This window comes from Diaphorobacter caeni, from assembly GCF_015354245.1.
Classification (GTDB): Bacteria; Pseudomonadota; Gammaproteobacteria; order Burkholderiales; family Burkholderiaceae_C; genus Diaphorobacter_A; species Diaphorobacter_A caeni.
Genome location: NZ_JADKYZ010000011.1, coordinates 153,911 through 180,353, shown reverse-complemented (window position 1 = coordinate 180,353; position 26,443 = coordinate 153,911). Strand labels below are relative to the sequence as shown.

The window sequence follows — 26,443 nt, the reverse complement described above, 5'->3', positions numbered from 1 at the left end:
CCTACAGCGGCAGATCCGCCCGTTTCAGCGTCCGCAGCACAAAGCTGGAGCGGCTGTGGCGAATACCGCGGATCTTGTAGAGCTTCTCGCGCAGCAGCCTCTCGTAGTCGCGCGTGTCCTTCACGACGATGCGCAGCAGGTAGTCATAGTCTCCTGACACCAGGTGCGCCTCCACCACCTCGGGAATGGTGGCCAGCACTTCGCCGAACTTCTCCAGCGTGTTGTCGGAGTGGCTGTCCAGCGTGACCTGCACCAGCACGGTGTCCGACAGACCCAGCGCCTGCGGGTTGAGCCGCACGGTGTAACCCTCGATCACACCCGCCTCTTCCATCTTCTTGATGCGGCCCCAGCAGGGTGATGCGCTCAGCCCCACCGCCGCGCCGATCTCCTGCAGACTGGCGCGCGAGTTGGCCTGAAGTACGGAAAGAATTTTCCTGTCGATGCGATCCATATGACGATTGATCCAAGAATTTCGAACGATTTCAGAAAAATATTCTATCTCGACAGAAATCTGCGGAAGATTCAGAAACTTCTTCTGCACTCACAAGCGCATACTTCTTCCATCGAAACACTTTTACCGAAGCCCCTTTCCCGCAGAGCCCGTTTACCGACATTCCCTCTCACGCACAGCCCCTCTGGATGGTTACCGCCGTCCAAGGGGCTTTTGCTTTGAGGGCGCGAACCATAAAAACCCCAATACCGCCGCTGATAGCTTTCTTCAAAATGCTCACCAGAGTGGATTTCCGCTTCTGCTTCCGCTTCGAACGAACCGCTGCGGCTCGTTTGACCATCCAATTGGAGACAACTTCGGCACCGCCGATGAGAGGAACGAACGTTATGCGACTTCAATCGATTGCTCTGGGTGTTGGCTTGATGATGGGCAGCTTATTGGCCCCCGGCCTGGCGAACGCGCAGACCACCATGCGCATCAGCATCTCCGTGGCGCAGAACTCTCACCAGGGCGTGGCCATCGACACCTTTGCCAAAGAGGTGGAAAAGCGCACCAACGGCCGCTACAAGATCCAGACGTTCTACAACGGCGCGCTCGGCGGCGAGCGTGAATCCATCGAAGCCGTGCAGCTCGGCACGCAGGAGCTGGCGTTCAGCTCGTCCGGCCCCGTGCCCAACTTCGTGCCGGAAACCAAGATTCTCGACGTGCCCTTCCTGTTCCGCGACAAGGCGCACGCGCGTGCCGTGCTGGATGGCCCCATCGGCGATGAGCTGCTCGCCAAGTTCGACGCCAAAGGCTTCAAGGCGCTGGCATGGGCCGAAAACGGCTTCCGCCACATGACCAACAGCAAGCGCGACGTGAAATCGCCCGACGACCTCAAGGGCCTGAAGATGCGCACGATGGAGAACCCCGTGCACATCGCCGCGTACAAGGCGTTCGGCATCATCACCACGCCGATGGCCTTCCCTGAAGTGTTCACCGCGCTGCAGCAAGGCACGGTGGATGGTCAGGAAAACCCGCTGCCGGTCATCATTTCCGCCAAGTTCGATCAGGTGCAAAAGCACCTCTCGCTCACCGGCCACGTCTATTCACCGTGCATCTTCGTGATGAGCAAGGCGGCGTTCGACAAGCTCTCGGCGGACGACAAGAAAGCCTTTCTCGAAGCCGCCAAGGAAGGCACCAAAGCCAACCGCGCGCGCGTTGACGAGGACGACGCCAAGGGCGTGACCGATCTGCGCGCCAAGGGCATGACGGTGATCGACAACGTGGACAAATCCAAGTTCGTTTCCGCGCTCACCAACGTGAACGCGCAGTTCGAGAAGGATTTCGGCAAGGCCAATCTCGATCGCATCCGCAACTTCAAGTGAACGGCGACTGACCCGCCGCCTCACCCCACCCGCCCCCATCTCAACGCAACCTCGCCGCGCCCGCCTCCAGCGGGTGCGTCCCAGCGCATGAAATCCCTCTTCCTGTCTCTCGAGCGATGGACAACGGCCATCGCAATGGCTGGCGCATGTCTGATGCTCCTGGTGGCATCGACGCTCGGGATTTTCCAGATCCTGATGCGTTTCGTGCTTGAGCAACCTGCCGAATGGACCGAAGTGCTGATCCGCTTCAGCCTGATCTGGATGGTGTTTCTCGCCATTCCGATGGCGTTTCGGCAAGGCGCGATGGTAAGCGTTGACGTGCTCTACCGCTGGAGCCCGCCGGGCATGCGCCGCGTGCTCGACTGGGTCGTCAGCCTGGCCGCGCTCGCGCTCATCGGCGTGCTGATCTGGTGGGGTTTCGACTACGCCAAGCGTGGCGGCGTGCAATCCATGGCCGGACTCGAATCCGTGTCCATGTTCTGGGCCTATCTGGCCATTCCGGTGGGGGCGCTGTTCTGCATTCCCGGCATCATCGGCAACCTGCTCGATCCCAAGCGCCTCGAACTGGAGACCGCCCAATGACTCCAGTGATGATCATCACCATGGTGCTGTGCTTTGCGCTCAGCGTCTCGGTCGCCGTCTCGATCGGCCTTGCCTCGATCGCAGGCATCCACATGTCCAACGCCAACATGCTGATTTCCGTGAAGGAGATGTTCGGCGCCATCAACCGGTTTCCGCTCGCCGCGATTCCGTTCTTCATCCTCGCGGGCAACCTGATGGAAACCGGCGGCATCTCGCGCCGCCTGGTCGAATTTGCCAAGAGCATCGTCGGCGGCGTGCAAGGCGGCCTGCCCATGACCTGCGTGCTTACCTGCATGATCTTCGCGGCGGTGTCGGGCTCGTCCGTGGCGACCACGTTTGCCATCGGCGCGATCCTGATTCCCGCGCTCATCAAGCACGGTTACCCCACCAGCTTTGCCGCCGCACTGCAAGCCACCAGCGCCGAGCTGGGCGTGATCATCCCGCCCTCCATCCCGATGATTCTGTATGGCGTGAGCGCCGAAGTTTCCATCGGCGAACTGTTCATCGCAGGCTTCGGCCCAGGCATTCTCATCAGCCTGGCGCTGATGCTGTTCGTGTGGATCTACTGCAAATGGAAAGGCTGGGGCAAGAACGACGGCGAAGGCCGCATGTCCTTCGGCCGTGCGCTGCTGCAGGCCAGCTGGGCGCTGCTGATGCCGGTGATCATTCTGGGCGGCATCTACGGCGGCGTCTTCACGCCCACCGAAGCCTCCGCCGTGGCGGTGTTCTACGCGCTCATCGTCGGCACGCTGATCTACCGCGAAATCAAGATAAAGGACCTGTACGCCATCTTCCGCAAATCGGCGCTCTCGTCCGCGGTGATCATGTTCATCATCGCCAACGCGGGCCTGTTCGCCTTCCTCATCACCCGCGCAGGCGTGCCGGACGCCATCGGACACTGGCTGGAAGAAGTGCTCAAGTCCCCCGCCATGTTCCTGCTCGGCGTGAACGCCGCGCTGTTCATCATCGGCATGTTCATCGAAACCAGCGCCGCCATCATCGTTCTGGCACCCATTCTCGCCCCCGTCGCGCAGCACTTCGGCATCGACCCGGTGCACTTCGGCCTGATCATGGTGGTGAACCTGGCGCTCGGAATGATCACCCCGCCCTTCGGCGTGAACCTCTTCGCCGCCTGCACCGTGGCCCGCATTTCTCTGGACCGCATCGTCACCCAGTTGTTGCCCTTCGTGCTCGTGATCCTGACGTGCTTGATGGTGATTACGTACGTGCCGGGGATCTCGCTGGGATTGCGCGATCTGGTCTATGCCAAATGAACTTGTTGAACGTACGCGTGCCCACTCACGCGTCCTTTTGATACTGCGCCTCGCGCCAGCTTGTTGTACAAATCCAGCCCGCCACCATCGCTGGTTCGCCCGGTGAATGAACAAGCTGGTACGAGCGGCGCAACAACGCAACAAACTGAAATGCCTCAAAAGCAGCATCAACGCCGCTCGCCAGTCCTCCGCGCCCCCGGATGAACTTCCCGATTGAAATGATCCGCAAGGTGATGCAGACCCTTTTCGTCCTTGAGACCCGCGCGAAGAGCGACCTGCGCAGGTGGTGTGCCCTCGTTGATCCAGCGGACGATGCGGGTGTTTCTGATGACCTGTGGGCCGAGACGCATGGCCGGGTCGCTCTCCGACGCGGCAGCGACCTGCAGCAGGTGTTCGCGCACGAGCAGATGCAGGTTGTCTGCGCTCATCATTCGGCCGTGCGTCGAGCAGAAAAGATGCTCGGTCTTCCCGGCGTTCGGCATGTGCTTGCGATGGGTGACCCAGTCTGAAAGCGCGGCTGCGACCAGGGGCTCGAGATGAAAGCGGCGCCGTTGGTTCACGCCGGAGCCGTCGATCTGGAGATGCGTCCAGGTGTTGGCCTCTGGGTTGCCCTGCAGCGCGTCGAGATTCAGCGAGCGCAGCTCAAGCGGTGTGATCCCCAATTCATAGAGGCACAGCAGAATCGCCAGATTGCGGGCATCCGTCGCGTTGTCCGGCTCTCGCCTCTGACAAGCGGACTGGAGCAGACGTTTGCCGCGCTCCCATTGGTGGCTGGAGAGCACGGCCCCCTTGGGGTTCTCCGCACGCGGTTTTTCCCATTCGTTGATGGCACGTGCAGGATTGGCGACGATCCAGTGTTTTGACAGCGCGAACTCGTAGATCCGGTCCAGCAGACGCCAGTATCTGCGGCGCGTGATCGCGCTGACACCCTCCTGCGTTTTTCTCGGGGACGTGCCGGCGTTCAGAAAATGCAGCACGGTCGATGCGTTCGCGAGCGTCCAGCGGTGCTCATCGGTGGATGCACCAAGATCCGCAAGCACCAGGTATTGGTTCCAGGTGTTCCAGAAGTACCGATACGAGTCCTCGTCCGTGATGCCCATGGAACGACGCAATTCCTGAGGACATGCGTTTAGCCACAGGTCGAGAAGAATGCCAGAACTCGGGACGTTGTGTTGCGCAGGAGCGCCCCTCGTGGTTGATGAAGGTGTGGACTTTGAGGATGTGGAAGACGTCGATCTCATGTAATCCGAATTTAATGCTTTTGATTGTCAGCGGCAAACATGGACACAAAGGATCAAATTATCATTTCAAAGCAAAAATGCCGAAATATTATCAAATTCGTGCTGCAATCAATGGATTTTTCGGTTGAAAATATTGTTTTCGCATACTATTGGTTTGTTTTTATTGTTTTCCACAGCAATTAGGGCATTCAACAATGCAGGTAGGCTTCAGAGCATTGGCCGAGCGTTACGGTATCGCGCTTGCACAACCGCTGCGCGTCGAATCGATGATCGGGACGACGCGGGTCAGCCGCGAAAGCGATGGTCGTACCGAGAACAAGTATCCCGGCAGCTACCTGCCTGCGGACAGCTTTGCCGGGCATTTCGAGTTCGGGCTCAAGTATGAGGAGATTCACCTCGAGTTTTTCGCCCGCCTGTTCTCAGCGATCGGCCCAGAGCCCATCGAGAATTGGTGCCGCGAAGCGCCGTTCGGCCAGTATGCGCGGCGCACCGGTTTCCTGTTCGAATGGCTGACTGGCCAGACGCTCGACGTGCCGGATGTCACCAATGGGGGCTACATCAATGCCGTGTCTCCGCAGAGATACCTGACCCGTGTGGCGCAGCAAAGGAATCGGCGCTGGCGCATCAACGACAACCTGCCCGGCACACCCGGCTTCTGCCCACTGGTGCGACGAACCGGCTTGGTGCAGACGGCGCTGCAGTTTGATCTGCAAGCGGCACTGCACGAGCTCGATCAGACGTTCGGGCCGGACATTCTGATGCGTACGGCCAGCTGGCTGACGCTCAAAGAGTCGCGCGCGAGCTTTCTGATCGAGAAGGAAGCGGACAAGGCCGACAGAATCCAGCGCTTTGCCCATGTGATCGCCAAGTACTGCGGACACATCGAAGATCCCCTTGGCGGCGACAGCCTGCGCACGCTGCAGGCCGGCATTCTGGGGCAGGACGCGCTCGGACTCGGCCTCAGGCGCTCGCCGGTCTTCGTGGGACAGGCGACGATGCGCGAGGACATCGTGCACTACATCGCCCCGCCGCATGAGACGTTGCCGGCACTGCTCGACGGATTGAAGGCCTTCGAGCTGGCCACCCGCGGAGCCGAGCCTCTGGCCCGGGCGGCCACTCTCGCCTTTGGCTTCGTGTACATCCATCCGATGCGCGACGGCAATGGCCGGATTCATCGTTTTCTGGTCAACGACACGCTGATCCGTGACAAGGCCGTGCCGCATGGCGTGATCCTGCCGGTATCGGCCACCATCACGAGCTCGATCGATTTCCGTGCCCGATATGACCGCACGCTTGAGGTGTTCTCGCGCCCCTTCATGCAGCGCTACGCGAACTCCTACCGCTTCGGCAAGCTCGTCGAATATGAAGACTGCACCTCCAGCAACCTGGATTTCGACGACTATCCGGACGCGCAGTTCGCATGGCGCTATCCCGACCTGACCGAGCATGTCCTCTACATCGCAGAGATCGTGGCGCACACCATCCGGGTCGAGATGGCCGACGAGGCGCGGGTCCTGATCATTTTCCAACGCGCCCAGGAGCGGCTCAAGGACGTACTGGAAATGCCGGATCAGGATGCCAACTGCATCATCCGCTCGCTCAAGGAAAACGGCTGGCAGGTTTCGGGCAAGCTGAAAAAAGCGTATCCGCAACTGGACGACGCACATCGCGCTGATCGCGTGGTGGAGGCCGTGCGCTCGGCGTTTGAAGAGCGGGACATGCATGATGGCGACGAGTAGCCCATACGGATGGCTTTGGGCCGATGCACCACAGATCCTGGTCAATCAAGACGATGCCAACCCATCGGCCCCAGGTACTCTCACCGGGATCGGCAAGACAGGCCACGAAAAGAAATTGAAATGAACGAGTTGATGAACACTGCGGCCCAAACGCTCGACCGCCACCAGATACGCGAACTGATCTCCGCACACCAAGGCAAGCCCCTCTCGTTTGAGGGCTGCCGCTTCGACGACTGCGACCTTCGCGAGCTGGATCTCGCCGGAGCCCACTTCGTCGACTGCTCATTCACATCGGCGCGATTGGAAAAATCGCTTCTGTCGAGGACGCACTGGACAGGCTGCCGCGCGCCCCAGGCGCGCTTTGACATGGCCGACCTCACGGAGGCCAAGTTCGAAGGGGGCGACTACAACAACACCTCCTGGTCACGCGCCAGGCTGTCCGCCGCCTCGTTCAATGAGGTCAAGCTGACGGGCGCAACGTTTCTGAACGCTCAGACTCTGGGCCTGAGTTTCAAAGACTCGATCCTCGTGCACGCAGACCTTCGTGGAATCTCGTTCCGCAAGATGCGGGTCGAAGGTCTCCATATGAGCGGCGCCGATCTGGGCGGCTGCGACTTCTCGTCGGCCACCATCGCGGGCGGAACCCTGCAGGACGCCAACCTCAAAGGCACGAACTTCAAAGGCGCCGACCTCAGTGCGACGGAGCTCGGGCAGGTGAGCGTTGGTGATCTTCAGCAGCACTTCAAAGGATGCACCCTGTCCACCGCGCAGGCCGCCGCGATCATCGCTTCGTTGAGGGTGCGGGTGGTCTGATCAAGGCCTGCATGTGGATGGTCTGCCAGACCGGATCGGCATCGCGGCACAGCAGCTCGAACCCCTGCATTCGCCAGAAGGCTTCCGCTCCCGCCAGAAATGGATGGGTGTGCAGATAGAACACCTGAACGCCTTGCTCCAATGCCAGGCGCCTGAGTTCAGCGTAGAGCCGCGCCGCCAGCCCCTGGCGACGCCACGCCGGATCGACATAGAGCCGCACCACCTCGACCACCTTCCCTTGCATCAGATTCAAATGCGGAAAGCGACCGTCATAAGGCCGGTAAGCAATGCTCGCGACCACGCGGTCATCCTCGGCCCATGCCGCCAGCATGCACCCGTCACCCGATGCATAGACCTCGTTGAAACGCCGCACATCTGCGGGAATCTCGTCCACATCCACGCGCTCGGCGAACATGTCGGTGCGCGCGTTGTGCAGGAATTCCGATACCTGTGAAACGTCTTTCACACACTGGATCAATGGCGAAGGGGAGTGGTTCAAACGGGCACCTTATCTACGGTCAGCTCCAGCGTCACCGCCGCGAGACGCTGTGAAATGGGCTACATTAACGCATCTTTTGGTTCCGCAAGGACGTGCATCGGCGGTCGCCCGTGCATGAGGGAATCCATCGATCGAGCCCTTCAGGCGCGATCCGCGAAATGGAACTGCCCCCGCAACTGTAGGCAATGAGCACGCCATCAAAGAAGCCACTGAACACGCGTTCGGGAAGGCGATGGCGCAGCGAGGATTTGTCAGTCAGGAGACCTGCCTCAAGTACCACCTATTCATTGCCGGCGGGGTGTCCGGGAAGTGAGCAGTACCTCTCCCCTTCCGGCTGGCACACGCGCTACCTCGCGCACTTGCGGGCCCATCGGCATGTGGCGCGCTTCGCTTTCAGATCCCTTTTCGGCCGGACCGAAAGGAAGATTCTGATGTCGATTCAAACTTTGTTTGCCACCTCGCTCGTCGCCGCCGTTGCCGTCGTCTCTCCCATGGCGGCGCAAGCCACCCAGTATCCGGTGGAAGTGCAGAACTGCGGCTACGCCGTCAAATTCGACAAGCCCCCCGCTTCCGCAGTCACCATCGGTCAGGCCGGCACCGAGATGCTCTATGCGCTGGGGCTGGGCTCCAAAGTCGTCGGCACGGCGCTCTGGTTCAATCCGGTGCAGCAGCGGTTCAAGGCGGTCAACGACAAGGTGCCACGCCTTTCGGACAATGCACCGAGTTTTGAATCCGTCATCGGTAAGCGCCCCGCCCTGCTCGTGTCGCAGTTTGAATGGATGGTCGGCAAGGACGGCGCAGTCGGCACGCGCGAGCAGTTTCACGACCTGCATATCGCCACCTATGCCATGCCGTCGGACTGCGAAGGCAAGAACAACCTGAGCGGCGCGGACGGCACCCGCACCGCATCGTATGACGTGCAGGCGCTCTACAAGAGCGTGCGCCAGCTGTCTCAGATCTTCGACGTCGAAGCCAAGGGCGATGCGCTGGTCAAGGACCTCCAGCAGCGTCAATCGAAGGCCATCTCCAAGGTGGCGTCGGCCAGACTCCAGAGCCTCTCGGCCGCGCTCTGGTTCTCGAGCGCCGACCTCGCCATCGACCCCTACATGGCGGGCCAGAAGGGCGTCGCGGGCTACATGATGCAGTCGCTCGGCCTGCGCAACATCGTGACCTCCGCCGAAGAATGGCCCACCGTGGGCTGGGAAACCATCGCCAGAGCCAACCCGTCGGTGCTCATCATCGCGCGCATGGATCGCCGCCGTTTCCCCGCCGATGACTATCAGAAGAAACTCGAGTTCCTCAAAAAGGACCCCGTCGCCCAGCACATGGACGCGGTGAAGAACAGCCGCATCGTCATCGTCGACGCCGACGCGCTGCAGGGATCGATCCGCATGGTCGACGGCATGGAGCAGATCGCCGATGCGGTGCTCGTGCTCGAGAACGCTGGCAAATAGGCGCGCCTCTTCTCCAATTCCAACCGCATTCAACACGAGGAACCACGCATGCGATTGTGTTCGGCCGGCGGCTGGCTGCGCCTTGGCTCGATAACGATGGCGCCGGTGCTGCTCATCACCGTCTCCATCGCGCTGGGCATCGCCATCGGCGAAACGGACATCTCGGCGACCACCGTGCTGCAGGTGCTGTCGAACAAGCTTCTGGGCGGCCAGCATGCGCTCGACCCCATCACCCAGGGCATCGTGTGGAACTACCGGCTGCCGCGCGCTCTGGTGGCGGCCAGCTGCGGCGCGGGTTTGGCGATTGCGGGCGTGATTCTTCAATCCCTGCTGCGCAATGCTCTGGCCGAACCCTATCTTCTGGGCATATCCGCCGGTGCGTCCACCGGCGCGGTGCTGGTGTCCGTCGCGGGTCTGGGAGCCGGTGCCATCTCGATGACGACCGGTGCCTTCTTCGGCGCGGTCTGTGCGTTCGCGCTGGTCGCGCTGCTGGCGCATGCGGCGGGCGGCGGCGGGCTGCGCAACAGCGGGCAGATCGTGCTCGCGGGCATCGCCGGATCGCAGCTGTTCAACGCCCTCACCTCGCTGATCATCACCAAGTCCGGCAGCGCCGAGCAGGCGCGCGGCATCATGTTCTGGCTGCTGGGCAATCTCAGCGGCGTGCGCTGGCCCGACACCTGGCTGACTGCATCGATGGCGCTGGCCGGTCTGCTCATCTGCCTGCTGCATGCACGCGCGCTCGACGCCTTCACCTTCGGCGCGGAATCGGCATCGGCGCTGGGCGTGCCGGTGCGCCGGGTCCAGATCGTGCTGCTTCTGGCCGCCGCGCTGATCACGGCCGTGATGGTTTCCATCGTCGGCGCCATCGGCTTCGTCGGCCTCGTCATTCCCCACGCGGCACGCCTGCTTGTGGGCGTGCGCCACCGTCACCTCATTCCTGCCAGTGCGCTCATGGGTGCCATCTTTCTGATCGCCGCGGATGTGCTTTCGCGCACCATGATTCCGGGACAGGTGCTGCCCATCGGCGTGATCACCGCGCTGGTGGGTGCTCCAGTCTTCGCATGCATCCTGCTCAAAGGACGCGGAGGACGCGCATGACTTCAACGCGCAATCCCTCCACTGGAGCCTCCGTGGTGCTTGAGGCCATCGACGTCAGCCTGCGTGCAAGGCATGTTCGCATCGTCGAGCAGGTCTCGCTTTCAATTCACGAGGGTGAGCTGCTGGGACTGATCGGCCCCAACGGGTCCGGCAAATCGAGTCTGCTGCGCATGCTATGCGGCGTCACCAGGCCGCATGACGGCAGCGTGCGCTTGCACCAGCGGCCGCTGACGGAACTGCGCCAGCGCGACATAGCGCGACATCTCGCCTTCGTATCGCAACTGGCCGAGACGCAGGACGCCATCACCGTCAGAGACGCTGTCGAACTGGGCCGCACGCCGTGGCTGTCGGCGCTGCAACCGTTTCAGGCCGACGACCACCGCATCGTCGATGACGCCCTGAATGCGGTTGGCATGGGGGCCAAAGCCGACGGCACATGGCACACGCTCTCGGGAGGCGAGCGCCAGCGCGTGCACATCGCCCGCGCTCTTGCCCAGACGCCACGGGTGCTGCTGCTTGACGAACCCACCAACCATCTCGACGTGCACCAGCAATTGTCATTGATGCAGCTGATCCGCCAATGGCCGATCACCCGGATCGTCGCGCTGCACGATCTCAACCAGGCAATGGCCTGCGATCGGCTCGCCGTCATGTGCGCGGGCAAGCTGGTCGCGCTGGGACCTCCGGCGGAAGTCCTCACCGCTCAGTTGCTCGAGCAGGTTTTTCAGGTGCACATCACCGCGCTGACCGACCCCGAGGACGGATCGACATGGCTGCGCTTCAAGCCCATTCCTTCACTTTGAATTCAAGGCCCATCATGCCCACACGAACCATCACCCGACTGGCCGCGACCCTTCTCAGCATGGGCCTGGCCACCGCCGCTTTTGCCGAAACCTTCGAAGTCAAAATGCTCAATCGCGGGCCACATGGCGCCATGTCCTATGAGCCGGAGCTGCTGAAGATCGCACCGGGTGACACCGTCAAGTATCTGGCTTCCAGCACCGGCCACAACGCGGCCACCGTGGAAGGCATGCTGCCCGCCAACGCCGCTGCTTTCGTCGGCAAGATCAACGAAGAGATCGAGATCACCCTGAACGAGAAGGGCGTCTACGGCATCAAGTGCTCGCCCCACTACGCCATGGGCATGGTGATGCTCATTCAGGTGGGTGATGCGCCGTTGTCCGCGATGTCCATTCCGGGCGAAGCGCCGGATCAGGCGCGGCAGCGCTTCCAGGCGATCGCGTCGCGCGCAGCGTCTGCCCACTGAGCGGTACGCCGCTTCCTCGCCTCCTGCGCCCCTCAGAATGAAACTCCAAAGTCCCCTCCTCGCCGCGTTGATGGCTACCATCAGTTGCAGTGGCAACACCGCGCTGGCCGCACAGGACAATGCCAAGGGCTTCCTCGAAGGCAGCCACCTGAACCTGCTCAACCGCTATGTCTTCGAGCGGCTGGACTACCAGAATGGCAGCAGTTTTCGCGCGGCCAACGGCGAACGCGGAAAGACACAGGCGCGCGAAAGCGCCTATGGCCTGATGCTCAACTTCCAGTCGGGCTACACACGCGGACCCATCGGATTCGGCGTGGATGCCCACGCATACGGTGCCGTCAATCTGGGAACAGATGCCGACTCCGCCCGCTCCACACCACGCTATGTCGCCAAGGATGGGTTGGCCATCCCCGACAGCTTCGGCCGCATGGGCGGTGCGCTCAAGGCACGCGTTTCTTCCACGGAATTCAAATGGGGAGAGATGCGCACCAAGAACCCGATCTTCAGTTCGTCCGATACCCGTCTGCTGCCGGAAACCAACCGGGGCTGGCTCATCACCAGCGCCGACATTCCCACGCTGGCGCTGCAGGCCGGACGCTTCACGGCATGGGCCGATCGCAGCGCCCGCAAGAACGGCAACAGGCTGCAGGCCAACTACTCCGGCGCCAGCGGCGATTCTTTCCTGTTTGCCGGAGGCACCTGGAACACGCCTCTCCGAAACCTCTCGCTCACGGGTTATTGGGGTGAATACGAAGACAACTGGAAAACCTGGTATCTCGGCAGCTTCTACAAACTACCCATTGCAGACAAGAAGGCGCTGTCGTTCAGCCTGAATTTGTACAGCAGCCGCGACACCGGAAAAGCGAAGTCCGGCGCGCTCGACACCACAACCTGGAGCCTGATGAGCGCCTACGCCTTCGGCCCGCACACGCTCGGCCTTGGCTACCAGCAGGTCAACGGCGACAACCCGTTCGACTACGCCAACCGTGGCTCCATCTGGCTCGAAAACGCCATGCAGCTCTCCGATTTCAACGGCCCGCGTGAGGCCTCCTGGCAGCTCAAGTACGACGTGGACCTCGGCGCACTCGTGACGCCCGGCCTCAGCGCAGGCGTGGCCTACACACGAGGATCGGGCATAGACAACAGCCGCCTCAACACCGTCTACGCCAACTACCTCGGCTACAGCGGCACACAGGGCAAACATTGGGAACGCGACATGGTCATGCGCTACGTGGTTCAGGAGGGATGGTCCAAAGGCCTGTCGCTGCAGCTGCGTTACGGCGTTCACCGCGTGAACAAGGCGCAGGGCGAATCCAACATGGATCAAATCAGACTGCTCGCGGAGATGCCGATGACCATCTTCTGAGCGTGCAAGGCTGCGTCCTCTTCGGGGTTTTAATGAGAATAGATATCATTTATGTAAAATAAAAGGTTGAACCCAGCCCGATCAACCCGAGGACCCGCCGTGATCTCACCTGCCGACCACTCTGCAAGCCACACGCTCGGCAGCATGTACGTGCAGCACAACCCATGGCTGCTCTCGTGGCTGCATCGCAGGCTCGGTCACGGCGGGGACGCGGCGGACATCGCGCAGGACGTCTTCATGCGCATGTGGAAGATGCGGGCGTCACAGGCCCTCGAGGAGATCCGCGAGCCGCGCGCCTATCTGACCACCATGGCCAAGCGCATGCTGGCCAATCACCTGGAGCGCCGCTCGCTGGAGCGGGCCTACCTCGAGTCCTTGCAGCAGTTGCCCGAGGCGGCGACCATGTCCGTCGAAGATCAGGCCATTCTGCTCGAGACGCTGCTGGAACTTGACGCCCTGCTCCATGCGCTGCCGGACAAGGTCCGCACCGCGTTCCTGCTCGCGCAGCTCGACGGGCTTGCGTACGAGGAGATCGCGGCGCAGTTGCAGGTCAGTCTGCGCACCGTCACCCGCTACATCGCGCAGGGCTTCAAGCAATGCCTGTGCGCGAGGCTGAATTCGACAGAGTGCGCTGCATGACGCGCAAGACCGCGAGCATCATTGACGAAGCCGTGCACTGGGTCACCCGGCAGGGGGCGTCGAACTTCTCCGCAGCCGATCAGGCCGCGCTTGATCGCTGGCGCCAGCAAAGCGCCGAGCATGAGCAGATGTGGCAGCGCGCGCAGGCGCTGAAGCAGCAGTTCGACGCCATCCCCAAAGGCCTTGGCATGTCGACGCTCGGTCGCCCGCGTCCGCTGTCCGCCCGCAGGCAAGTCTTGCGGACGGCCGCGCTGGCCCTCTTCGCGCCGACGCTGGGCTGGCTCGCCTACCGCAATCTGCCGTGGGACATGTGGAATGCGGAGTTCCGCACCGCCAAGGGCGAGAGCCGCAGCATCCAGCTGGCCGACGGCAGCAGGCTGACACTCAACACCGGCACGTCGGTCAACGCGGTGTTCACCGCCGAATCCCGGCTGCTGCGCCAATACGCGGGCGAGATCCTGGTGGAGACGGCGCATCCCGCCGACAGCAACGCGCCGCCTTTCATCGTACGCACGGATGAAGGCCAAATGCAGGCGCTGGGCACGCGCTTCGTCGTTCGCAAGCACGAACGCCACACGGAACTCACTGTGCTGCAGGGCGCCGTCAAGATCACGCCGGACGAATCCGGCGACACCGTGGTGGTGCGCGCCGGTGAACGCACGCGCTTCGACAGCCGCGCCATCCAGCCGGTGACTGCCGCATCGCCCGAAGCACCGTCGTGGACGCAGGGCATTCTGTACGCCAACAACATGCGGCTGGCCGATTTTCTGCAGGAGCTCGCGCGCTACCGCGAAGGTGTCCTGCAGTGCGACCCCAACGCCGCCGACCTGCGCGTGTCCGGTGCGTTCCAAGTGCAGGACACGGACAGCGTGCTCGAACTGCTGACCCAGTCGCTGCCGGTGAAGCTCCACGAACGCACACGCTGGTGGGTGCGCGTGGCCCGCAGATAAATTTCACCCCCTGAGGCGCTTCGCGCCTTCCCCCTCTCTCGCTTCGCGGGAGGGGGACGCAGCCAGCGCGGCGGGGCGGCCCTTGCGCGGCTGCTCTCGTCTGGGCCGCGCCGGTTGCATGGGGCACGGGTCACTGCAAATTTCCCTGAATCGATTTGCTGCAGCCGTCGCCTATGTCGTGCCAGTTTCACGCGCTGCGGACGGCGCACAGCGGCATCGGCCACTAATTTGTAACAGTTGCTCGAAAGCTGTCCGGTTTTCGGATCTCGCCTGACATGTGCTTCAAGTACACACATTGATTCCCGAGGATCCCTAGCCATGCACCAACCCAGCGCCCATCCCACTGCAACTTCCGCCCAGAGAAAGCATCGCCCCACGGCCACCCATCTGGCCGTGCGCGGCGCGCTGGTGGCGCTGTTCGGGGTCGCGGCCCTGCAGCCGCAGTGGGCGCTTGCGCAGTCGGCGGATGCCACCAGTGCCGCAGCCCACAAGTCCTATGCGATCGCAGCCGGTCCGCTCGGCCCCGCGCTGATCCAGTTCGCGGGGCAGGCGGGCGTGAATCTGAGCGTCGATCTCGACAAGCTCAGCGGCCTCACGACGGACGGGCTGTCCGGCGCGCATTCGGTCGATGGCGGATTCGCACGGCTTCTCGACAAGACCGCGCTACGCGTGCGCCACGTCGGCAAGCTCAACTACACGCTCGAGACCGCCGCACCCAAGACGTCTTCCAACACGGTGGCTCCCATCGCGCCGACAGCGAGCGCGGCACCCGCGATGACCTCCGCCGACGCGCCGGAACTGGCCGCTGTCACGGTCACCGCACGCACCCAGAACAATCTGACCGCCCCGGCGCGTCAGGTGACGATTCTGGAGAGCGAACAGATCGAGCAGCTGCGCCAGGGCTCCGACAGCCTCGCCACGGTGCTCAGCAAAGTGGTGCCGGGCATGGCCGACTCCAGCCACACGATCACCGACTACGGCCAGACCCTGCGCGGGCGCAACATGCTGGTGCTGGTGGACGGCATTCCGCTGAACACCAATCGCGATTCGTCGAGAAACCTCGCCAACATCAGCGCCGCAGACATCGAACAAGTGGAAGTGCTGCGCGGCAGCAGCGCGATCTACGGCAGTGGCGCGGCGGGTGGCATCGTCTCGATCCGCACCAAGCGCCCGTCCGGCGAAACGCGCGCGGAAACGGTCGTGACCGGCGTCGCGCCCCTGTCCAAGCTGCGCGCCGCAGGGCTGGGCGGCGAGGTGCAGCACTACCTCTCCGGTGGAGGCGAGGTGGTCGACTACTCGGTGAGCCTCGGCGCCAAGCACGTCGGCGCCTCGTTCGACGCCAACGGCCACCGCATCGCGCCCGAGCCGAGCCAGGGCGACATGTTCGACTCCAACATCTACAACGCCGCTGCCAAGGTGGGCTTCAAGCTCGACGCCGACCAGCGCATCCAAATCTCCGCGAGCCGCTACGACGCGCAGCAGAGCACCGACTACGCTTCCGACCCGTCGGTCGCCAAGCTGCCCGCCGGGTCCGTGGCCGCGCGCCCGATCAAGGGTCTGCAACTGGCCGATCAGAACCAGATCAAGAACACCATGCTGGGTCTGGACTATGAAAACCGCAACATCGCGGGCAGCACGCTGGCCGCCCAGCTGTACTACCGCGATTTCTTCACCCGCTTCGCGCCGTTCGACGCCCGCGCCGTGCCGGTTCGCGGCGCCAACATCGATCAGGCCATGCAGAACTCCAATGTGTTCGGCGGCCGCCTGACCATCAAGACACCGCTCGGCGAGGAAAAGAAATCGCTGCTGATCTGGGGTGCCGACTTCAACCACGAACGCACCGACATGCCGATCGACATCTTCGACCCCGTGGCCTATGACGCCAGCGGCGGCCTGGTGTTCAACAAGACAGGCCGAATGATCTACATGCCGGAGGTCACCACGCGCAGCATGGGCGCCTTTGCGCAACTGCAGCACAAGTTCAGCGACCAGTGGTCACTCGAAGGCGGCGCGCGCTACGACCGCGCGCGGGCCAGCTTCAACGATTTCACCCCGTTGTCGCAATCACGCGCGGCCAGCCCCCAGATGGTCCGAGGCGGCACGGTGAACTACGGCTCGTGGAGCTTCAATCTGGGCTCGGTGCTCAGTCTCAGCAAGGGCCAGGAACTCTACGCGTCCTACAGCCAGGGCTTCGAGCTGCCGGACATCGGCATCGTGGTGCGCAATGCCACGCCGAGTTTCAACCTTGGCAATTCCAATCTGCAGGCGGTGAAGACCAACACCTACGAAATCGGCTGGCGCGGCAAGTTCAGCAATGTGCAAAGCGGCCTCAGCGCGTTCCAGTCGCAATCCGATCTGGGGGCCGTGCAGAGCTTCAACAATGGCCTGAGCCTGCTGCGCACCAAGGAAAAGGTCATTGGTCTTGAAGGCAATGTGGACTACTTCAGCGATGACGACCACTGGAGCGTCGGCGGCAGCTTCACCTGGATGAAGGGCCGCGAACTGCCACAGGGCGCAAGCAGCTATCAGGACATGACCGGCTACCGCATCCCTCCGCTCAAACTGACGGCCTACGTCGAGTACCGCCCCAGCACCCGCTGGAACCATCGCCTGCAGGCCACGTCCTTTTCCTCGAAGGACTACCGTCTGAACGGCAAGACCAGCTTCGGCCGGTATGACGCGAGTGGCTACACCACGGTGGACCTTATCTCGCAATGGAAGATCGATCCCAAAAATCGCGTTTCCGTCGGCATCGAGAACCTGTTCAATCGCAAGTACTACCCGCTGTACAGCCAGCTGCTTCGCAACAACAACAATACCAGCCACCTGCCCGCCGCCGGAGCCGCACTGCGCGTGAGCTACGCGCACACCTGGTAAGCAGCCGGCGCATGCGTGGTCTGCTGCGCAGCCTGCACCGCTGGTGCGGCCTCGCGATCTGCCTTTTTCTCGTCGTCAGCGGCGCCACCGGCAGCCTGCTCGCGTTCGAGCATGAAATCGACGCCTGGCTCAATCCTCAGCTCTTTTGCACCGCCAGCACAGCGCCGGTGATGACGGCCAGCGCTCTGATCGAGCGGATCGAAGCCCAGGACCCGCGCATCAGCGTGACCCAGTTGCCGCTGGACGGAAAAGCAGGGCAGGCCATCGAGGTGCAGGTCGCCGCGCGCGGCACCGACAGCCCAGGCGGTCGGGCTTCCAAGGCGGTGCTGGATTTCGACCGCGCGCTGGTGGACCCGGGTACGGGCACCATCCTCGGCACCCGCAAGTGGGGGCAATGGAAGGGCGATCGCGCGCATTTCATGCCGTGGCTGAACCGCTTTCACCGCACGCTCACGCTGCCGGGCCGCTGGGGCAACTGGCTGCTCGGATCGGTGGCGCTGGTCTGGCTGTTTCTGTCGCTCTCCGGCGTGTATCTCACGCTGCCCGCCCGTCTGCGAAAAGCCCGCCCGTCCGCCACAACAACGCCGTCTCCGGGCTTTCTCGAACGCTGGAAACCCGCGTGGAAAATCAAGCGCGGCACCGGCGGTTTCCGGCTCATCAACGACCTGCACCGCGCCACCGGACTGTGGCTGCTGGCGGTGAGCATAAGCGTGGCCTTCAGCGCCATCTACCTCAGCTTGGGCAACGAGCTGTTCAAACCGCTGGTGAGTCTTTTCGGCAAGGTCACGGCCCATCCGTTGACGACCCTGCCAACCGCACCCGCATCCGCGCCCGCGCCGCGCGTCGATCCGCTGCCGCGTCTGTCGCCGGAAGACGGCATCGCCCTCGCCCAAGAGCAGCTGCCCGATGCCGCGAAGGACTATGCGCCCTGGTACGTGAGCCATATCCCCGCGCGCGGCGTCTACCGGGTGGCGTTCAAGGAAAACGGCTTTCGCTCCTTGGCGTTGCGCGTGCGTTACGAGCAGATTTTCATCGACGACCGATCGGGACAACTGCGCGCGCAGTTCGGCTATGCAAGCGGCACCGGCGCGGACCGGTTTCTGGTCTGGCTCTATCCCGTGCATTCCGGAAAGGTGTTCGGCCTCGGCGGCCGCCTGCTCATCGCCGCAAGCGGTGGGATGATCGTGCTGCTGAGCATCACCGGACTGCTGCGCTGGCTGAAACGAACCCGGACGCCTTCACGCCCCGAATCCAAGCGCTGAAAACCGGCTACTGCTCCGGCCCATCCAGCACGACGCGGTTTCTGCCGGCGTGCTTCGCCCGGTACAGCGCACGGTCGGCACGCAAGAGCACGGCGTCGGCACTCTCGCGCTCCGACCAGCTGGCAACGCCCAGCGACAGCGTGAAATGCCCCACGGCCGGGTCGGCGCAGGCGGCCACCGCAGCGCGCACCCGTTCGGCCAGTTCCACCGCATCACGCGACGACGCAACGGCACCGACGATGATCAGAAATTCCTCGCCGCCCCAGCGCACCACATCGCCCGAAGCGCCGACGCCATCCTGCAGAACCTTGGCCACCAGCTTGAGCACGCGGTCACCGGCAAGGTGGCCGTGCTCATCGTTGATCCGCTTGAAAAAATCGACATCCGCGATGATCAGTCCGTAAGCCGTGCCGGTTTCCAGCGCATGGCTCTGACAGCGCTGCAGCGCCACTTCTCCCGCGTGCCGGTTCAGCAGACTGGTCAGGCGGTCGCGCGTCGCCTGCTCCTTGAGGAGGTTCTCGCGCTGGACCAGCGTCGTGATGTCCTTGGAGATGCAGACGTAGTGAGTGACCTGCCCCTCACCATCGCGCAGCGCCGCAATGCTCTGCTCCGCGTAATACTCGCCGCCGTTCTTGTGCCGGTTGATGAACGTCGCCCGAAAATCATCCCCCTTGTCCAGCGCCGCTTTCAGGCGGTCATAGAACGCCGGCTCATGCGCGCCGCTGCGCAGGGTCGACATGGGCGTCTTCCCGAGCAACTCGCTGGCGCTGTAGCCCGACATCTGCTCGAACGCCTGATTGACGAACACGATCCCAAACCAGCGGTCCGTCACCAGAACCGCGTCGTTGCTGGAATTCAGGGCCTGCGCCAGAAGCCCGCGCTCCTGCTCTGCATGCACCCGGTCCGAGATGTCGCGCTGTACGGAGACAAAATGCGAGATCTCTCCGCCCTCGCTTCTGACAGGGGAGATGTTCCACTCCAGCCAATAGGTCGAACCGTTCTTGCGGTAATTCAGCGCCACGCCCGCAAAATCACGCCCCGTCTCCAGACACGCGCGCAGCTCGTCCAGCACCTTCCGGTCGGTCAGCGGCCCCTGCAGCATCCGGGGCGAGCGACCGATCAGCTCGGACTCGGCATACCCCGTCATCTCACAAAGCGCCGAATTGCAGAACTCGATCACCGGCCCCTCGCCCGCCAGGTCGGCGTTGGTGATCATCAACGCATTGCTCGACTGACGAATCGCCGCTGACAGCAACAGCCGCATCTGCGGCTGCTGCAAGAGAAGGTCCGTGGAAGTGGGCGGGCTGACTGAACTCACCGGTGTATTTTCAATCAATTCAGTACGAAAAGATACATGCTTCAAGGGCCACTTCCGAACTGGCGATGAAGTTGCCACGCTTCCATCTTCACGCCTTGAACGTCAGCCAGGGCTTGAGCCGCACACTGGCGCGGATCAGCCCCGCCTCTTCCTGCGCCTGCAGCACCGGTCCCACTGGCTTGTATGCGCTGGGCGCTTCCTCGATCAGACGTTCCTCGCGCAAGGTGATGCATTGCCAGACCGAATCCACGAGCTCCCGCTTCATCCGCCGCGTGTCCTGACGGCGGACCTGCCGACCCGCGCCGTGGCTGCACGAACTGATCCAATCCTCATTGCCCAGACCTTTGACAAGATAGGAGTGGTCGCCCATCGATCCCGGAATCAGGGCCCACTGGCCGTCATGCGCTGGCGTCGATCCCTTGCGATGCACGTTGAATTCGGCCTCGCGCATCACCACGTTGTGCGGCACGTCCACGATCAGGCGAGACGCATCTTGTGCGGCGATTCCGGCCAACTGCTGGCGGACGATCTCGCCCAGAGCCATACGGTTGAACCATGCGTAGCGGGCGGCCACGCCCATGGCCTTCATGTACTGCGCAGCCAGCGGGCCACTGAGTCCGTACAGGCCGTGGGAGGGATGCTTGAGGCCCTGCGGCCACTCCTGCCGCGCCAGGTCGATCCAGCGTCGGCCGACATGGAATCCGACGTCGCGCGAGCCGGTATGGATCATCACGGTAACGTCCCCCTTCTTCAACCCCGCAGCGTAGGCCGCATGTCGATCGAAGATCTCGTCGACGATGTTGAATTCGAGAAAGTGATTGCCGCTGCCCAGATCCGCGGCGGACGGCGGCCGAACGATCTCGCGCTCCTGCATCAGTGCGTCCGGTCCGTAGCGGGAGTCACCCTGAAAATCCTGCAGGCCCACACATTCAGCCAATTCACGATGCAGCCGGTCGCGGTCCACCGCGCGCCACATGCCGAGGTCGGGCAGCTGCTCGATGAAGCCCGAAGGTCCTGCGTCGAACAAGGTCTTGAACCCAGAGCTGCGTACCGGCACGTCGCGCCCGTTCTGCAGGATCGCCCTGGTGAGTCTCGCGATGATGGTGCTTTTGTGCGCTTCGGCTTCAGCATGGCTGAGGCCTGTGGTCATGATGCGGATGCCGCAGTTGATGTCCGTTCCAATGGCGGCGGGGATCACGAAGTCGGCCGATGTGGCGACCACCGACCCGACCGGCGCGATGCTGCCCGGGTGGAAGTCCGGCGTTGCGCAGGCCTTGCATACGGCTCCGCGGCCATGGGGGTCGGCCACCGAGGCAAACTCCAGCAGCTGGGTCACCGCCTTTTGTTCAAGTGGCAAGCTCGCCGGCAGCAGAATCGAGGCCGCGGCTTGTTCGTTGTGGATCTCGTAGATGCCGTCTCGGAACGAGACGTTGATGCCCTGACGGGACAGGGCTTTTTTTAGTCGGGGAAAGTTCGACATGATGCTGAAAAACAGATGCGTGATGAAACGACTCCCTTTGCATGAGAGGTCTTCGCACCTTCGAGCAGCAGCATCAAGAAGGATGAGTCGGCGCAGTATAAGCGCAAATTCATCAAACCGCTCAATGGGTTTCTTGAATCGCCATGAAACGTGACGCTGTCTTTGCGCGAGCCCCTCGCGCCGGTGTTGGCTGTCCGCTACTCCACGGTCATTTCAAAGCAGCTTCAGCGAGCATGAACGGGATGTACTAAGCCGCCTCTTCATAAGCCCATGGAACCGCCAACGCGGCGACGACCGGCGGCAGCGCGAAGCACCACATGCCCAGGCCCACATAGGCCAGCGCCGCGAGCGCACAGCCGACTGCGAACACCGCGATGGCGGGCAGCATCCTTTTCAGCCGGGCTACGGCCTGCTCGCGCGCCGTGCCCTGCGCACCCTTGAGCAGATCGGTCAGGTCCATCATCACCTGCGTGGTGTTGCCCGTCATCAGCGTGGAGGGCGGCGTGCTCTTCAAGTGGATGCGCTGCATCGCGTTCTGCATGGCCATGGCGCCGACCATCAGCATGCCGGCGAGAAACGCGGGCCAGGCGTTGCTGTCCTCGAACGGTCCATACGCCACCATCAAGCCTGCAGCGGCGATGAGCAGCGCCACTTTCACCAGAATCAGACATTTGACGGGTGCCTGCCTGCGGGCCACCAGCCGGTGGCTGGCGATGCGCGTGACCATCACCATGAGACAGAACACCGGCAGCGCCGCCAGTTTGGGCCAGGCACCGGAAGTGCCGTGGATCAGCGCGGCGCCCAGCGTGACGAAGTTGCCGGTGACGTGGGCCGTGAACAGCCCAGCCAGAGCCAGGAATCCGGCGGTGTCGACATACCCCGCGTTGAAGCCCAGCAGCAGGGTGAGCCAGGTGTTGGTTTTCGTCGCTTGCATGGTGGTTCCTCAGGCTTCGGGCATCCGCTTCGCTTGGCGGTATCAGTGGTATGAGCGGTATTGGCAGTACTGGTGGTGTCGGCGGTCTGTGTTCACGTCCCATTCGCCGTTCACTTGTCACGCAGGTCGTACCAAGCGACCAGAAGGAATGCGCCGCACAGTCCTAGGTGCTCAAAGAAGGAGTTGGCGGCCCCGAATCTCTCCGGCCCCACGGGAAGCTCCCAGAAGCGCAGTGCAAGAAACGTCGCCATCAAGGTGAAGCCTGCGAGCGCCAGAGCGCCGAGCCAGCGCAGCTTGCCGAACAGAATCATGGCCGACGCGCCGAGCTCGAGCGCGATCACGAGTACCGCGAACACGGGCGCCGGCGTCAGGCCGAAGTGGGTCATTTCGCCGACCGCCGCAGGGAAATCGGTGAGCTTGTTGAATCCCCCCTGCAGATATGCCGCGCACAGGCCGAGGTAGGCGATGAAGCGAATCGCTTCGCTGCGAAACCATGGGCGCGCCTTGGCGCTCAGCCGGTCTGCAAATGAGAGGGGGGAAGTGGCCACGATCAGTTCTCCAGAAAACGAGGCGTCTGCGCGTTGGAAACGTGCGCTTGAATCAGGCCATCCAGCAAGAGCAGCCCAGCGCGCCGAAGAATCCTTTGAGGTCGGATGTCGGCACCGATGAGGCCCATGCGCGGGCATGGTCATGACCATGCATGTCGCAGTTGCTCGCGCAGCCGCAGGATGCAATCGCCTGATAGCGCGCGGGGTGCAGCGAGTTCTTGCCGGCACCGTCCGGCTGGCCCCACGCGCCGTAACCACGGTAGGTGTTGGTGGGCGACCAGTCGGGCAGCGCGGGCGGCAGCACGTTGTCGTCAAGCGAGGTGAAGTCGCCCGCGCCGTACACGATGCGGCCGCCGACCACGGTCAGGTCCGACGTGAGGAACGAGATCTCGTCTTCGGGGATCTTGAAGAAGTCCTTGTTCGGCACGATCAGGTCGGCGAATTGGCCCACGGCGATGCGCCCGCGCTGGCCCACTTCGTTGCTGAACCAGGCGACGTTCTCGGTCCACATGCGCAGCGCCGTTTCGCGGTCAAGCAGGTTGCGCTCCGGGTAGAGATTCATGCCGCCCACGGTCTTTCCGGTGATCATCCACGACAGCGAGACCCACGGGTTGTACGAGGCCACGCGCGTCGCGTCGGTGCCTGCGGAGACCTTGACGCCCTTCTCCAGAATGCGCTTGACCGGCGGCGTCGCCTCGGCCGCACGCGCGCCGTAGCGCTCCACGAAATACTCGCCCTGGTAGGCCATGCGATGCTGCACGGCGATGCCTCCGCCCAGCGCCGCGATGCGGTCTATCGACTTGTCGGAGATGGTTTCGGCGTGGTCGAAGAACCAGTTCAGGCCGTTGATCGGCGTCTCCTGGTGCACCTTCTCAAACACGTCGAGCGCGCGAGAGATGGTTTCGTCATACGTGGCGTGCAGGCGCCAGGGCCATTTGTTCTGCACCAGCACGCGGATCACGCCCTCAAGTTCGCCTTCCATCTCCGGCGGCATGTCGGGGCGGGGTTGGCGAAAATCTTCAAAGTCGGCGGCGGAATACACCAGCATCTCGCCCGCGCCGTTGTGGCGGAAGTAGTCGTTGCCCTGCTTGTATTTGACATCCTGCGCCCACTTCAGGAAATCTTCCTTCTCTTCCTTGGGCTTCTGCGTGAACAGGTTGTAGGCCAGCCGCACGGTGAGCTTCTGTTCCTTGTCGAGCTGCTGCACCACCGCGTAGTCGTCCGGATAGTTCTGCGAGCCGCCGCCCGCGTCGATCACGCCGGTCACACCGAGCCGATTGAGCTCGCGCATGAAGTAGCGCGTGGAGTTGACCTGGTATTCGAACGGAAGCTTGGGGCCCTTGGCCAGCGTGGCATAGAGGATCGTCGCGTTGGGCTTGGCCAGCATCAGCCCGGTGGGGTTGCCATTGGCGTCGCGCACGATCTCGCCGCCCGGCGGGTTGGGCGTGTCCTTGGTGTAACCCACGGCGCGCAGGGCCGCTGCGTTGAGCAGCGCGCGGTCGTAGAGATGCAGGATGAACACCGGCGTGTCGGGCGCCACGGCGTTGAGCTCGGCGACCGTCGGCAGTCGGCGTTCATCGATGAACTGGTTTTCGGTGAACCCACCGACCACGCGCACCCATTGCGGCGTGGGCGTGACGGCGACCTGCGCGCGCAGCATGGCCATGGCGTCGGCGAAGGAGCGCACGCCGTCCCAGCGCAGCTCCATGTTGTAGTTCAGACCACCGCGCACCACATGGGTGTGGTTGTCGATCAGGCCGGGGAGCACGCCCTTGCGCTTGAGGTCCACCTTGCGCGTGCCGTCGCCGGCAAGCGCGAGCACCTCCTCGTCGCTCCCCACGGCGACGAACCGTCCCTCACTGATGGCGACGGCCGTCGCGATGGGCTGGCTCTTGTCGAGCGTGGTGATCTGGCCGTTGAAGAAGATGACTTCTGGAGTGGATTGGGACATGCGCGATGCTCCTTGACGAGATGTTTGCGAGCCATTGGCGCAGCCCAACAGGCTGCCGACGGCAAGCGATGTGGCGGCGCCCAGAACTTTGCGGCGGGAGGTCATGAATGGGCTCCTGTGAATCGGTGAACGCTCAGGCGGAAGGCGCGTCGGACGGCGACTTCACGCTCGCCCGCTGCGTCGGCTTGCCGGGCAGCTGCCCCAGCACATGGGTGGTCGCGTGGGTCTGTTCGCAGGCGCTCTTGAATGCGCTGCCCTGCAGCAGCTGCTTGCCCACGGGAACGATCTGCTCGCCCACCAGAATGCCCATCAGGCCCACCAGCGCAATCAGCGGCGGAGCCGGTGAGCGCACCTGCAGAAGGCTGTAGACCACGCCGACCAGAAGGCCCGCGCCGAGCGACAAAACATACAACTTCATGATGAGACAACTCCGTGAGGGCATGGCGTGGTGCGCGGAGGCTGCGCACCATGCCACGGGAAAAAACGCTGATGGCTAGCTGCTTACTTCTTGGCAGGATTCGGGCCGATGGTCGCGCCGTGCGTCACGCGCTCGGGCGCCTTGTGCACCATGGTGTAGGCGTAGTCCACGCCCATGCCGTAAGCGCCGGAGTGTTCACGCACGATGTCCATCACCGCGTCGTAGGTGCCGCGATTCGCCCAGTCGCGCTGCCATTCCAGCAGCACCTGCTGCCAGGTCATCGGCACCACGCCGGCCTGCACCATGCGGTCCATGGCGTAGTTGTGCGCGTCAAGCGAGGTGCCGCCTGAGGCGTCGGCCACCATGTAGATCTCGTAGTCGGCATCGTGCATCGCCGAGAGCGCGAACGTGGTGTTGCACACCTCGGTCCACAGGCCGGAGACGATGATCTTCTTGCGGCCCTTGGCCACATTGGCGGCCAGCGCATCGCGCACGTTCTGGTCATCCCAGGAGTTCATCGACGAGCGCTCGAGAATCTTGTTCTCTGGATACACCGCCAGCAGCTCGGGGTAGGTGTGGCCCGAGAACGATCCGGTCTCCACCGTGGTGATGGTGGCCGGAATGTTGAACGCCTTCGCGGCCTTCGCCAGACCCACCACGTTGTTCTTCAGCGTCTGGCGGTCGATCGACTGCACGCCGAACGCCATCTGTGGCTGCTGGTCAATGAAGATGATCTGGCTGTTTTCGGGGGTCAGCACTTCGCGGTATTGCTTGGAGGTCATGGTCGGTCAGCTTTCAAGTTCAGGGTTTGGTGATGAAAAATCGGTCGGACAACGGAGCGTTGGATCCGTGCCTTCGTTCATCCATTGGCATTGATGTGCTCAATCGATGGATCGAAGTTTATGGAGATTGGCT

The 26,443-nt window shown here is 62.9% G+C and carries 24 protein-coding genes and 1 riboswitch; of the genes, 14 read left to right on the top strand and 10 right to left on the bottom strand.

Annotated elements, in window-relative coordinates:
• Window position 1: 1 nt before the first annotated feature.
• Entirely contained in the window at window positions 2-451 is a 450-nt protein-coding gene (locus ISG32_RS24230) for an Lrp/AsnC family transcriptional regulator (RefSeq protein ID WP_194773580.1), read from the bottom strand.
• 386 nt (window positions 452-837) lie between these two features.
• On the opposite strand from ISG32_RS24230, the gene ISG32_RS24225 reads away from it, so the two are divergent.
• The 3 genes from ISG32_RS24225 to ISG32_RS24215 all read left to right on the top strand — a co-directional run bounded on the left by ISG32_RS24225 (window position 838) and on the right by ISG32_RS24215 (window position 3,674).
• The gene (locus ISG32_RS24225) at window positions 838-1,818 is read left to right on the top strand and encodes a TRAP transporter substrate-binding protein (protein ID WP_194773579.1); all 981 of its coding nucleotides are present in this window, start codon (window positions 838-840) and stop codon (window positions 1,816-1,818) included.
• Between the two features lie 87 nt (window positions 1,819-1,905).
• Complete coding sequence (locus ISG32_RS24220; RefSeq protein WP_194773578.1) at window positions 1,906-2,400, top strand: TRAP transporter small permease; 495 nt, start codon at window positions 1,906-1,908, stop codon at window positions 2,398-2,400.
• Window positions 2,397-3,674 carry a TRAP transporter large permease gene (locus tag ISG32_RS24215; RefSeq protein WP_194773577.1) on the top strand — a complete coding sequence of 426 codons (1,278 nt, stop codon included), beginning with the start codon at window positions 2,397-2,399 and terminating at the stop codon, window positions 3,672-3,674. The genes ISG32_RS24220 and ISG32_RS24215 overlap by 4 nt, the downstream gene beginning before the upstream one ends.
• Before the next feature lie 167 nt (window positions 3,675-3,841).
• Here ISG32_RS24215 and ISG32_RS24210 read toward each other — a convergent pair whose 3' ends face one another.
• On the bottom strand, window positions 3,842-4,774 hold the full coding sequence (locus ISG32_RS24210; protein ID WP_194773576.1) for a tyrosine-type recombinase/integrase: 933 nt from the start codon (window positions 4,772-4,774) through the stop codon (window positions 3,842-3,844).
• A gap of 335 nt (window positions 4,775-5,109) precedes the next feature.
• On the opposite strand from ISG32_RS24210, the gene ISG32_RS24205 reads away from it, so the two are divergent.
• Together ISG32_RS24205 and ISG32_RS24200 are read left to right on the top strand one after the other, a co-directional pair.
• Complete coding sequence (locus ISG32_RS24205) at window positions 5,110-6,654, top strand: Fic family protein (RefSeq protein WP_194773575.1); 1,545 nt, start codon at window positions 5,110-5,112, stop codon at window positions 6,652-6,654.
• Between the two features lie 120 nt (window positions 6,655-6,774).
• Entirely contained in the window at window positions 6,775-7,467 is a 693-nt protein-coding gene (locus ISG32_RS24200) for a pentapeptide repeat-containing protein (protein WP_228530078.1), read from the top strand.
• Here the strand turns inward: ISG32_RS24200 and ISG32_RS24195 are convergent.
• Window positions 7,436-7,933, bottom strand: coding sequence for a GNAT family N-acetyltransferase (locus ISG32_RS24195; protein ID WP_323745988.1), 498 nt, complete (start codon window positions 7,931-7,933; stop codon window positions 7,436-7,438). The two genes, ISG32_RS24200 and ISG32_RS24195, sit on opposite strands and share 32 nt — an antisense overlap.
• A 93-nt stretch (window positions 7,934-8,026) precedes the next feature.
• Window positions 8,027-8,252: riboswitch (cobalamin riboswitch) on the top strand.
• A gap of 145 nt (window positions 8,253-8,397) precedes the next feature.
• On the opposite strand from ISG32_RS24195, the gene ISG32_RS24190 reads away from it, so the two are divergent.
• From ISG32_RS24190 to ISG32_RS24150, 9 genes are all read left to right on the top strand, one after another.
• Window positions 8,398-9,420 carry an ABC transporter substrate-binding protein gene (locus tag ISG32_RS24190; RefSeq protein ID WP_194773574.1) on the top strand — a complete coding sequence of 341 codons (1,023 nt, stop codon included), beginning with the start codon at window positions 8,398-8,400 and terminating at the stop codon, window positions 9,418-9,420.
• Between the two features lie 48 nt (window positions 9,421-9,468).
• A complete protein-coding gene (locus tag ISG32_RS24185) occupies window positions 9,469-10,518 on the top strand; it encodes a FecCD family ABC transporter permease (protein ID WP_194773573.1) in 1,050 nt (349 codons plus the stop codon).
• On the top strand, window positions 10,515-11,321 hold the full coding sequence (locus ISG32_RS24180; RefSeq protein WP_194773572.1) for an ABC transporter ATP-binding protein: 807 nt from the start codon (window positions 10,515-10,517) through the stop codon (window positions 11,319-11,321). The genes ISG32_RS24185 and ISG32_RS24180 overlap by 4 nt, the downstream gene beginning before the upstream one ends.
• 14 nt (window positions 11,322-11,335) lie before the next feature.
• Entirely contained in the window at window positions 11,336-11,785 is a 450-nt protein-coding gene (locus ISG32_RS24175) for a pseudoazurin (RefSeq protein WP_194773571.1), read from the top strand.
• Window positions 11,786-11,855: 70 nt separating this feature from the next.
• Window positions 11,856-13,151, top strand: coding sequence for an OprD family outer membrane porin (locus ISG32_RS24170; protein ID WP_228530077.1), 1,296 nt, complete (start codon window positions 11,856-11,858; stop codon window positions 13,149-13,151).
• Between the two features lie 99 nt (window positions 13,152-13,250).
• Window positions 13,251-13,790 carry a sigma-70 family RNA polymerase sigma factor gene (locus ISG32_RS24165; RefSeq protein ID WP_407645090.1) on the top strand — a complete coding sequence of 180 codons (540 nt, stop codon included), beginning with the start codon at window positions 13,251-13,253 and terminating at the stop codon, window positions 13,788-13,790.
• Window positions 13,787-14,740, top strand: coding sequence for a FecR domain-containing protein (locus tag ISG32_RS24160; RefSeq protein WP_194773569.1), 954 nt, complete (start codon window positions 13,787-13,789; stop codon window positions 14,738-14,740). Before ISG32_RS24165 ends, ISG32_RS24160 begins: the two co-directional genes overlap by 4 nt.
• 318 nt (window positions 14,741-15,058) lie before the next feature.
• Window positions 15,059-17,617 carry a TonB-dependent receptor gene (locus ISG32_RS24155; RefSeq protein ID WP_194773568.1) on the top strand — a complete coding sequence of 853 codons (2,559 nt, stop codon included), beginning with the start codon at window positions 15,059-15,061 and terminating at the stop codon, window positions 17,615-17,617.
• 11 nt (window positions 17,618-17,628) lie between these two features.
• Window positions 17,629-18,879, top strand: a complete 1,251-nt coding sequence (locus ISG32_RS24150) for a PepSY-associated TM helix domain-containing protein (protein WP_194773567.1) — start codon at window positions 17,629-17,631, stop codon at window positions 18,877-18,879.
• Window positions 18,880-18,886: 7 nt separating this feature from the next.
• Here the strand turns inward: ISG32_RS24150 and ISG32_RS24145 are convergent, their stop codons facing one another.
• The 7 genes from ISG32_RS24145 to ISG32_RS24115 form a co-directional block, all read right to left on the bottom strand.
• Window positions 18,887-20,242: a sensor domain-containing diguanylate cyclase gene (locus ISG32_RS24145; RefSeq protein ID WP_228530075.1), complete on the bottom strand. Its 1,356-nt coding sequence runs from the start codon at window positions 20,240-20,242 to the stop codon at window positions 18,887-18,889.
• Window positions 20,243-20,285: 43 nt separating this feature from the next.
• Window positions 20,286-21,677 carry an RtcB family protein gene (locus tag ISG32_RS24140; RefSeq protein ID WP_194773566.1) on the bottom strand — a complete coding sequence of 464 codons (1,392 nt, stop codon included), beginning with the start codon at window positions 21,675-21,677 and terminating at the stop codon, window positions 20,286-20,288.
• 247 nt (window positions 21,678-21,924) lie between these two features.
• Window positions 21,925-22,611, bottom strand: coding sequence for a YoaK family protein (locus tag ISG32_RS24135; RefSeq protein WP_194773565.1), 687 nt, complete (start codon window positions 22,609-22,611; stop codon window positions 21,925-21,927).
• 110 nt (window positions 22,612-22,721) lie between these two features.
• A complete protein-coding gene (locus ISG32_RS24130; RefSeq protein ID WP_407645091.1) occupies window positions 22,722-23,165 on the bottom strand; it encodes a DoxX family protein in 444 nt (147 codons plus the stop codon).
• A gap of 46 nt (window positions 23,166-23,211) precedes the next feature.
• A complete protein-coding gene (locus ISG32_RS24125; RefSeq protein WP_228530074.1) occupies window positions 23,212-25,110 on the bottom strand; it encodes an amidohydrolase in 1,899 nt (632 codons plus the stop codon).
• A 133-nt stretch (window positions 25,111-25,243) separates the two neighbouring features.
• A complete protein-coding gene (locus ISG32_RS24120) occupies window positions 25,244-25,528 on the bottom strand; it encodes a XapX domain-containing protein (RefSeq protein WP_194773563.1) in 285 nt (94 codons plus the stop codon).
• An 83-nt stretch (window positions 25,529-25,611) separates the two neighbouring features.
• Window positions 25,612-26,310 (bottom strand): hydrolase, encoded by a 699-nt coding sequence (locus ISG32_RS24115; RefSeq protein WP_194773562.1) that lies wholly within the window; start codon window positions 26,308-26,310, stop codon window positions 25,612-25,614.
• Between the last annotated feature and the right edge of the window lie 133 nt (window positions 26,311-26,443).

Bases quoted from the DNA above. Each gene is read 5' to 3' on its own strand.
- ISG32_RS24190 (WP_194773574.1), top strand. From the start codon at position 8,398: ATGTCGATTCAAACTTTGTTTGCCACCTCGCTCGTCGCCGCCGTTGCC.
- ISG32_RS24215 (WP_194773577.1), top strand. From the start codon at position 2,397: ATGACTCCAGTGATGATCATCACCATGGTGCTGTGCTTTGCGCTCAGC.
- ISG32_RS24135 (WP_194773565.1), bottom strand. From the start codon at position 22,611: ATGCAAGCGACGAAAACCAACACCTGGCTCACCCTGCTGCTGGGCTTC.
- ISG32_RS24155 (WP_194773568.1), top strand. From the start codon at position 15,059: ATGCACCAACCCAGCGCCCATCCCACTGCAACTTCCGCCCAGAGAAAG.
- ISG32_RS24175 (WP_194773571.1), top strand. From the start codon at position 11,336: ATGCCCACACGAACCATCACCCGACTGGCCGCGACCCTTCTCAGCATG.
- ISG32_RS24170 (WP_228530077.1), top strand. From the start codon at position 11,856: ATGGCTACCATCAGTTGCAGTGGCAACACCGCGCTGGCCGCACAGGAC.
- ISG32_RS24150 (WP_194773567.1), top strand. From the start codon at position 17,629: ATGCGTGGTCTGCTGCGCAGCCTGCACCGCTGGTGCGGCCTCGCGATC.
- ISG32_RS24200 (WP_228530078.1), top strand. From the start codon at position 6,775: ATGAACGAGTTGATGAACACTGCGGCCCAAACGCTCGACCGCCACCAG.
- ISG32_RS24160 (WP_194773569.1), top strand. From the start codon at position 13,787: ATGACGCGCAAGACCGCGAGCATCATTGACGAAGCCGTGCACTGGGTC.
- ISG32_RS24125 (WP_228530074.1), bottom strand. From the start codon at position 25,110: ATGTCCCAATCCACTCCAGAAGTCATCTTCTTCAACGGCCAGATCACC.
- ISG32_RS24220 (WP_194773578.1), top strand. From the start codon at position 1,906: ATGAAATCCCTCTTCCTGTCTCTCGAGCGATGGACAACGGCCATCGCA.
- ISG32_RS24180 (WP_194773572.1), top strand. From the start codon at position 10,515: ATGACTTCAACGCGCAATCCCTCCACTGGAGCCTCCGTGGTGCTTGAG.
- ISG32_RS24140 (WP_194773566.1), bottom strand. From the start codon at position 21,677: ATGTCGAACTTTCCCCGACTAAAAAAAGCCCTGTCCCGTCAGGGCATC.
- ISG32_RS24205 (WP_194773575.1), top strand. From the start codon at position 5,110: ATGCAGGTAGGCTTCAGAGCATTGGCCGAGCGTTACGGTATCGCGCTT.
- ISG32_RS24115 (WP_194773562.1), bottom strand. From the start codon at position 26,310: ATGACCTCCAAGCAATACCGCGAAGTGCTGACCCCCGAAAACAGCCAG.
- ISG32_RS24120 (WP_194773563.1), bottom strand. From the start codon at position 25,528: ATGAAGTTGTATGTTTTGTCGCTCGGCGCGGGCCTTCTGGTCGGCGTG.
- ISG32_RS24225 (WP_194773579.1), top strand. From the start codon at position 838: ATGCGACTTCAATCGATTGCTCTGGGTGTTGGCTTGATGATGGGCAGC.
- ISG32_RS24230 (WP_194773580.1), bottom strand. From the start codon at position 451: ATGGATCGCATCGACAGGAAAATTCTTTCCGTACTTCAGGCCAACTCG.
- ISG32_RS24210 (WP_194773576.1), bottom strand. From the start codon at position 4,774: ATGGGCATCACGGACGAGGACTCGTATCGGTACTTCTGGAACACCTGG.
- ISG32_RS24185 (WP_194773573.1), top strand. From the start codon at position 9,469: ATGCGATTGTGTTCGGCCGGCGGCTGGCTGCGCCTTGGCTCGATAACG.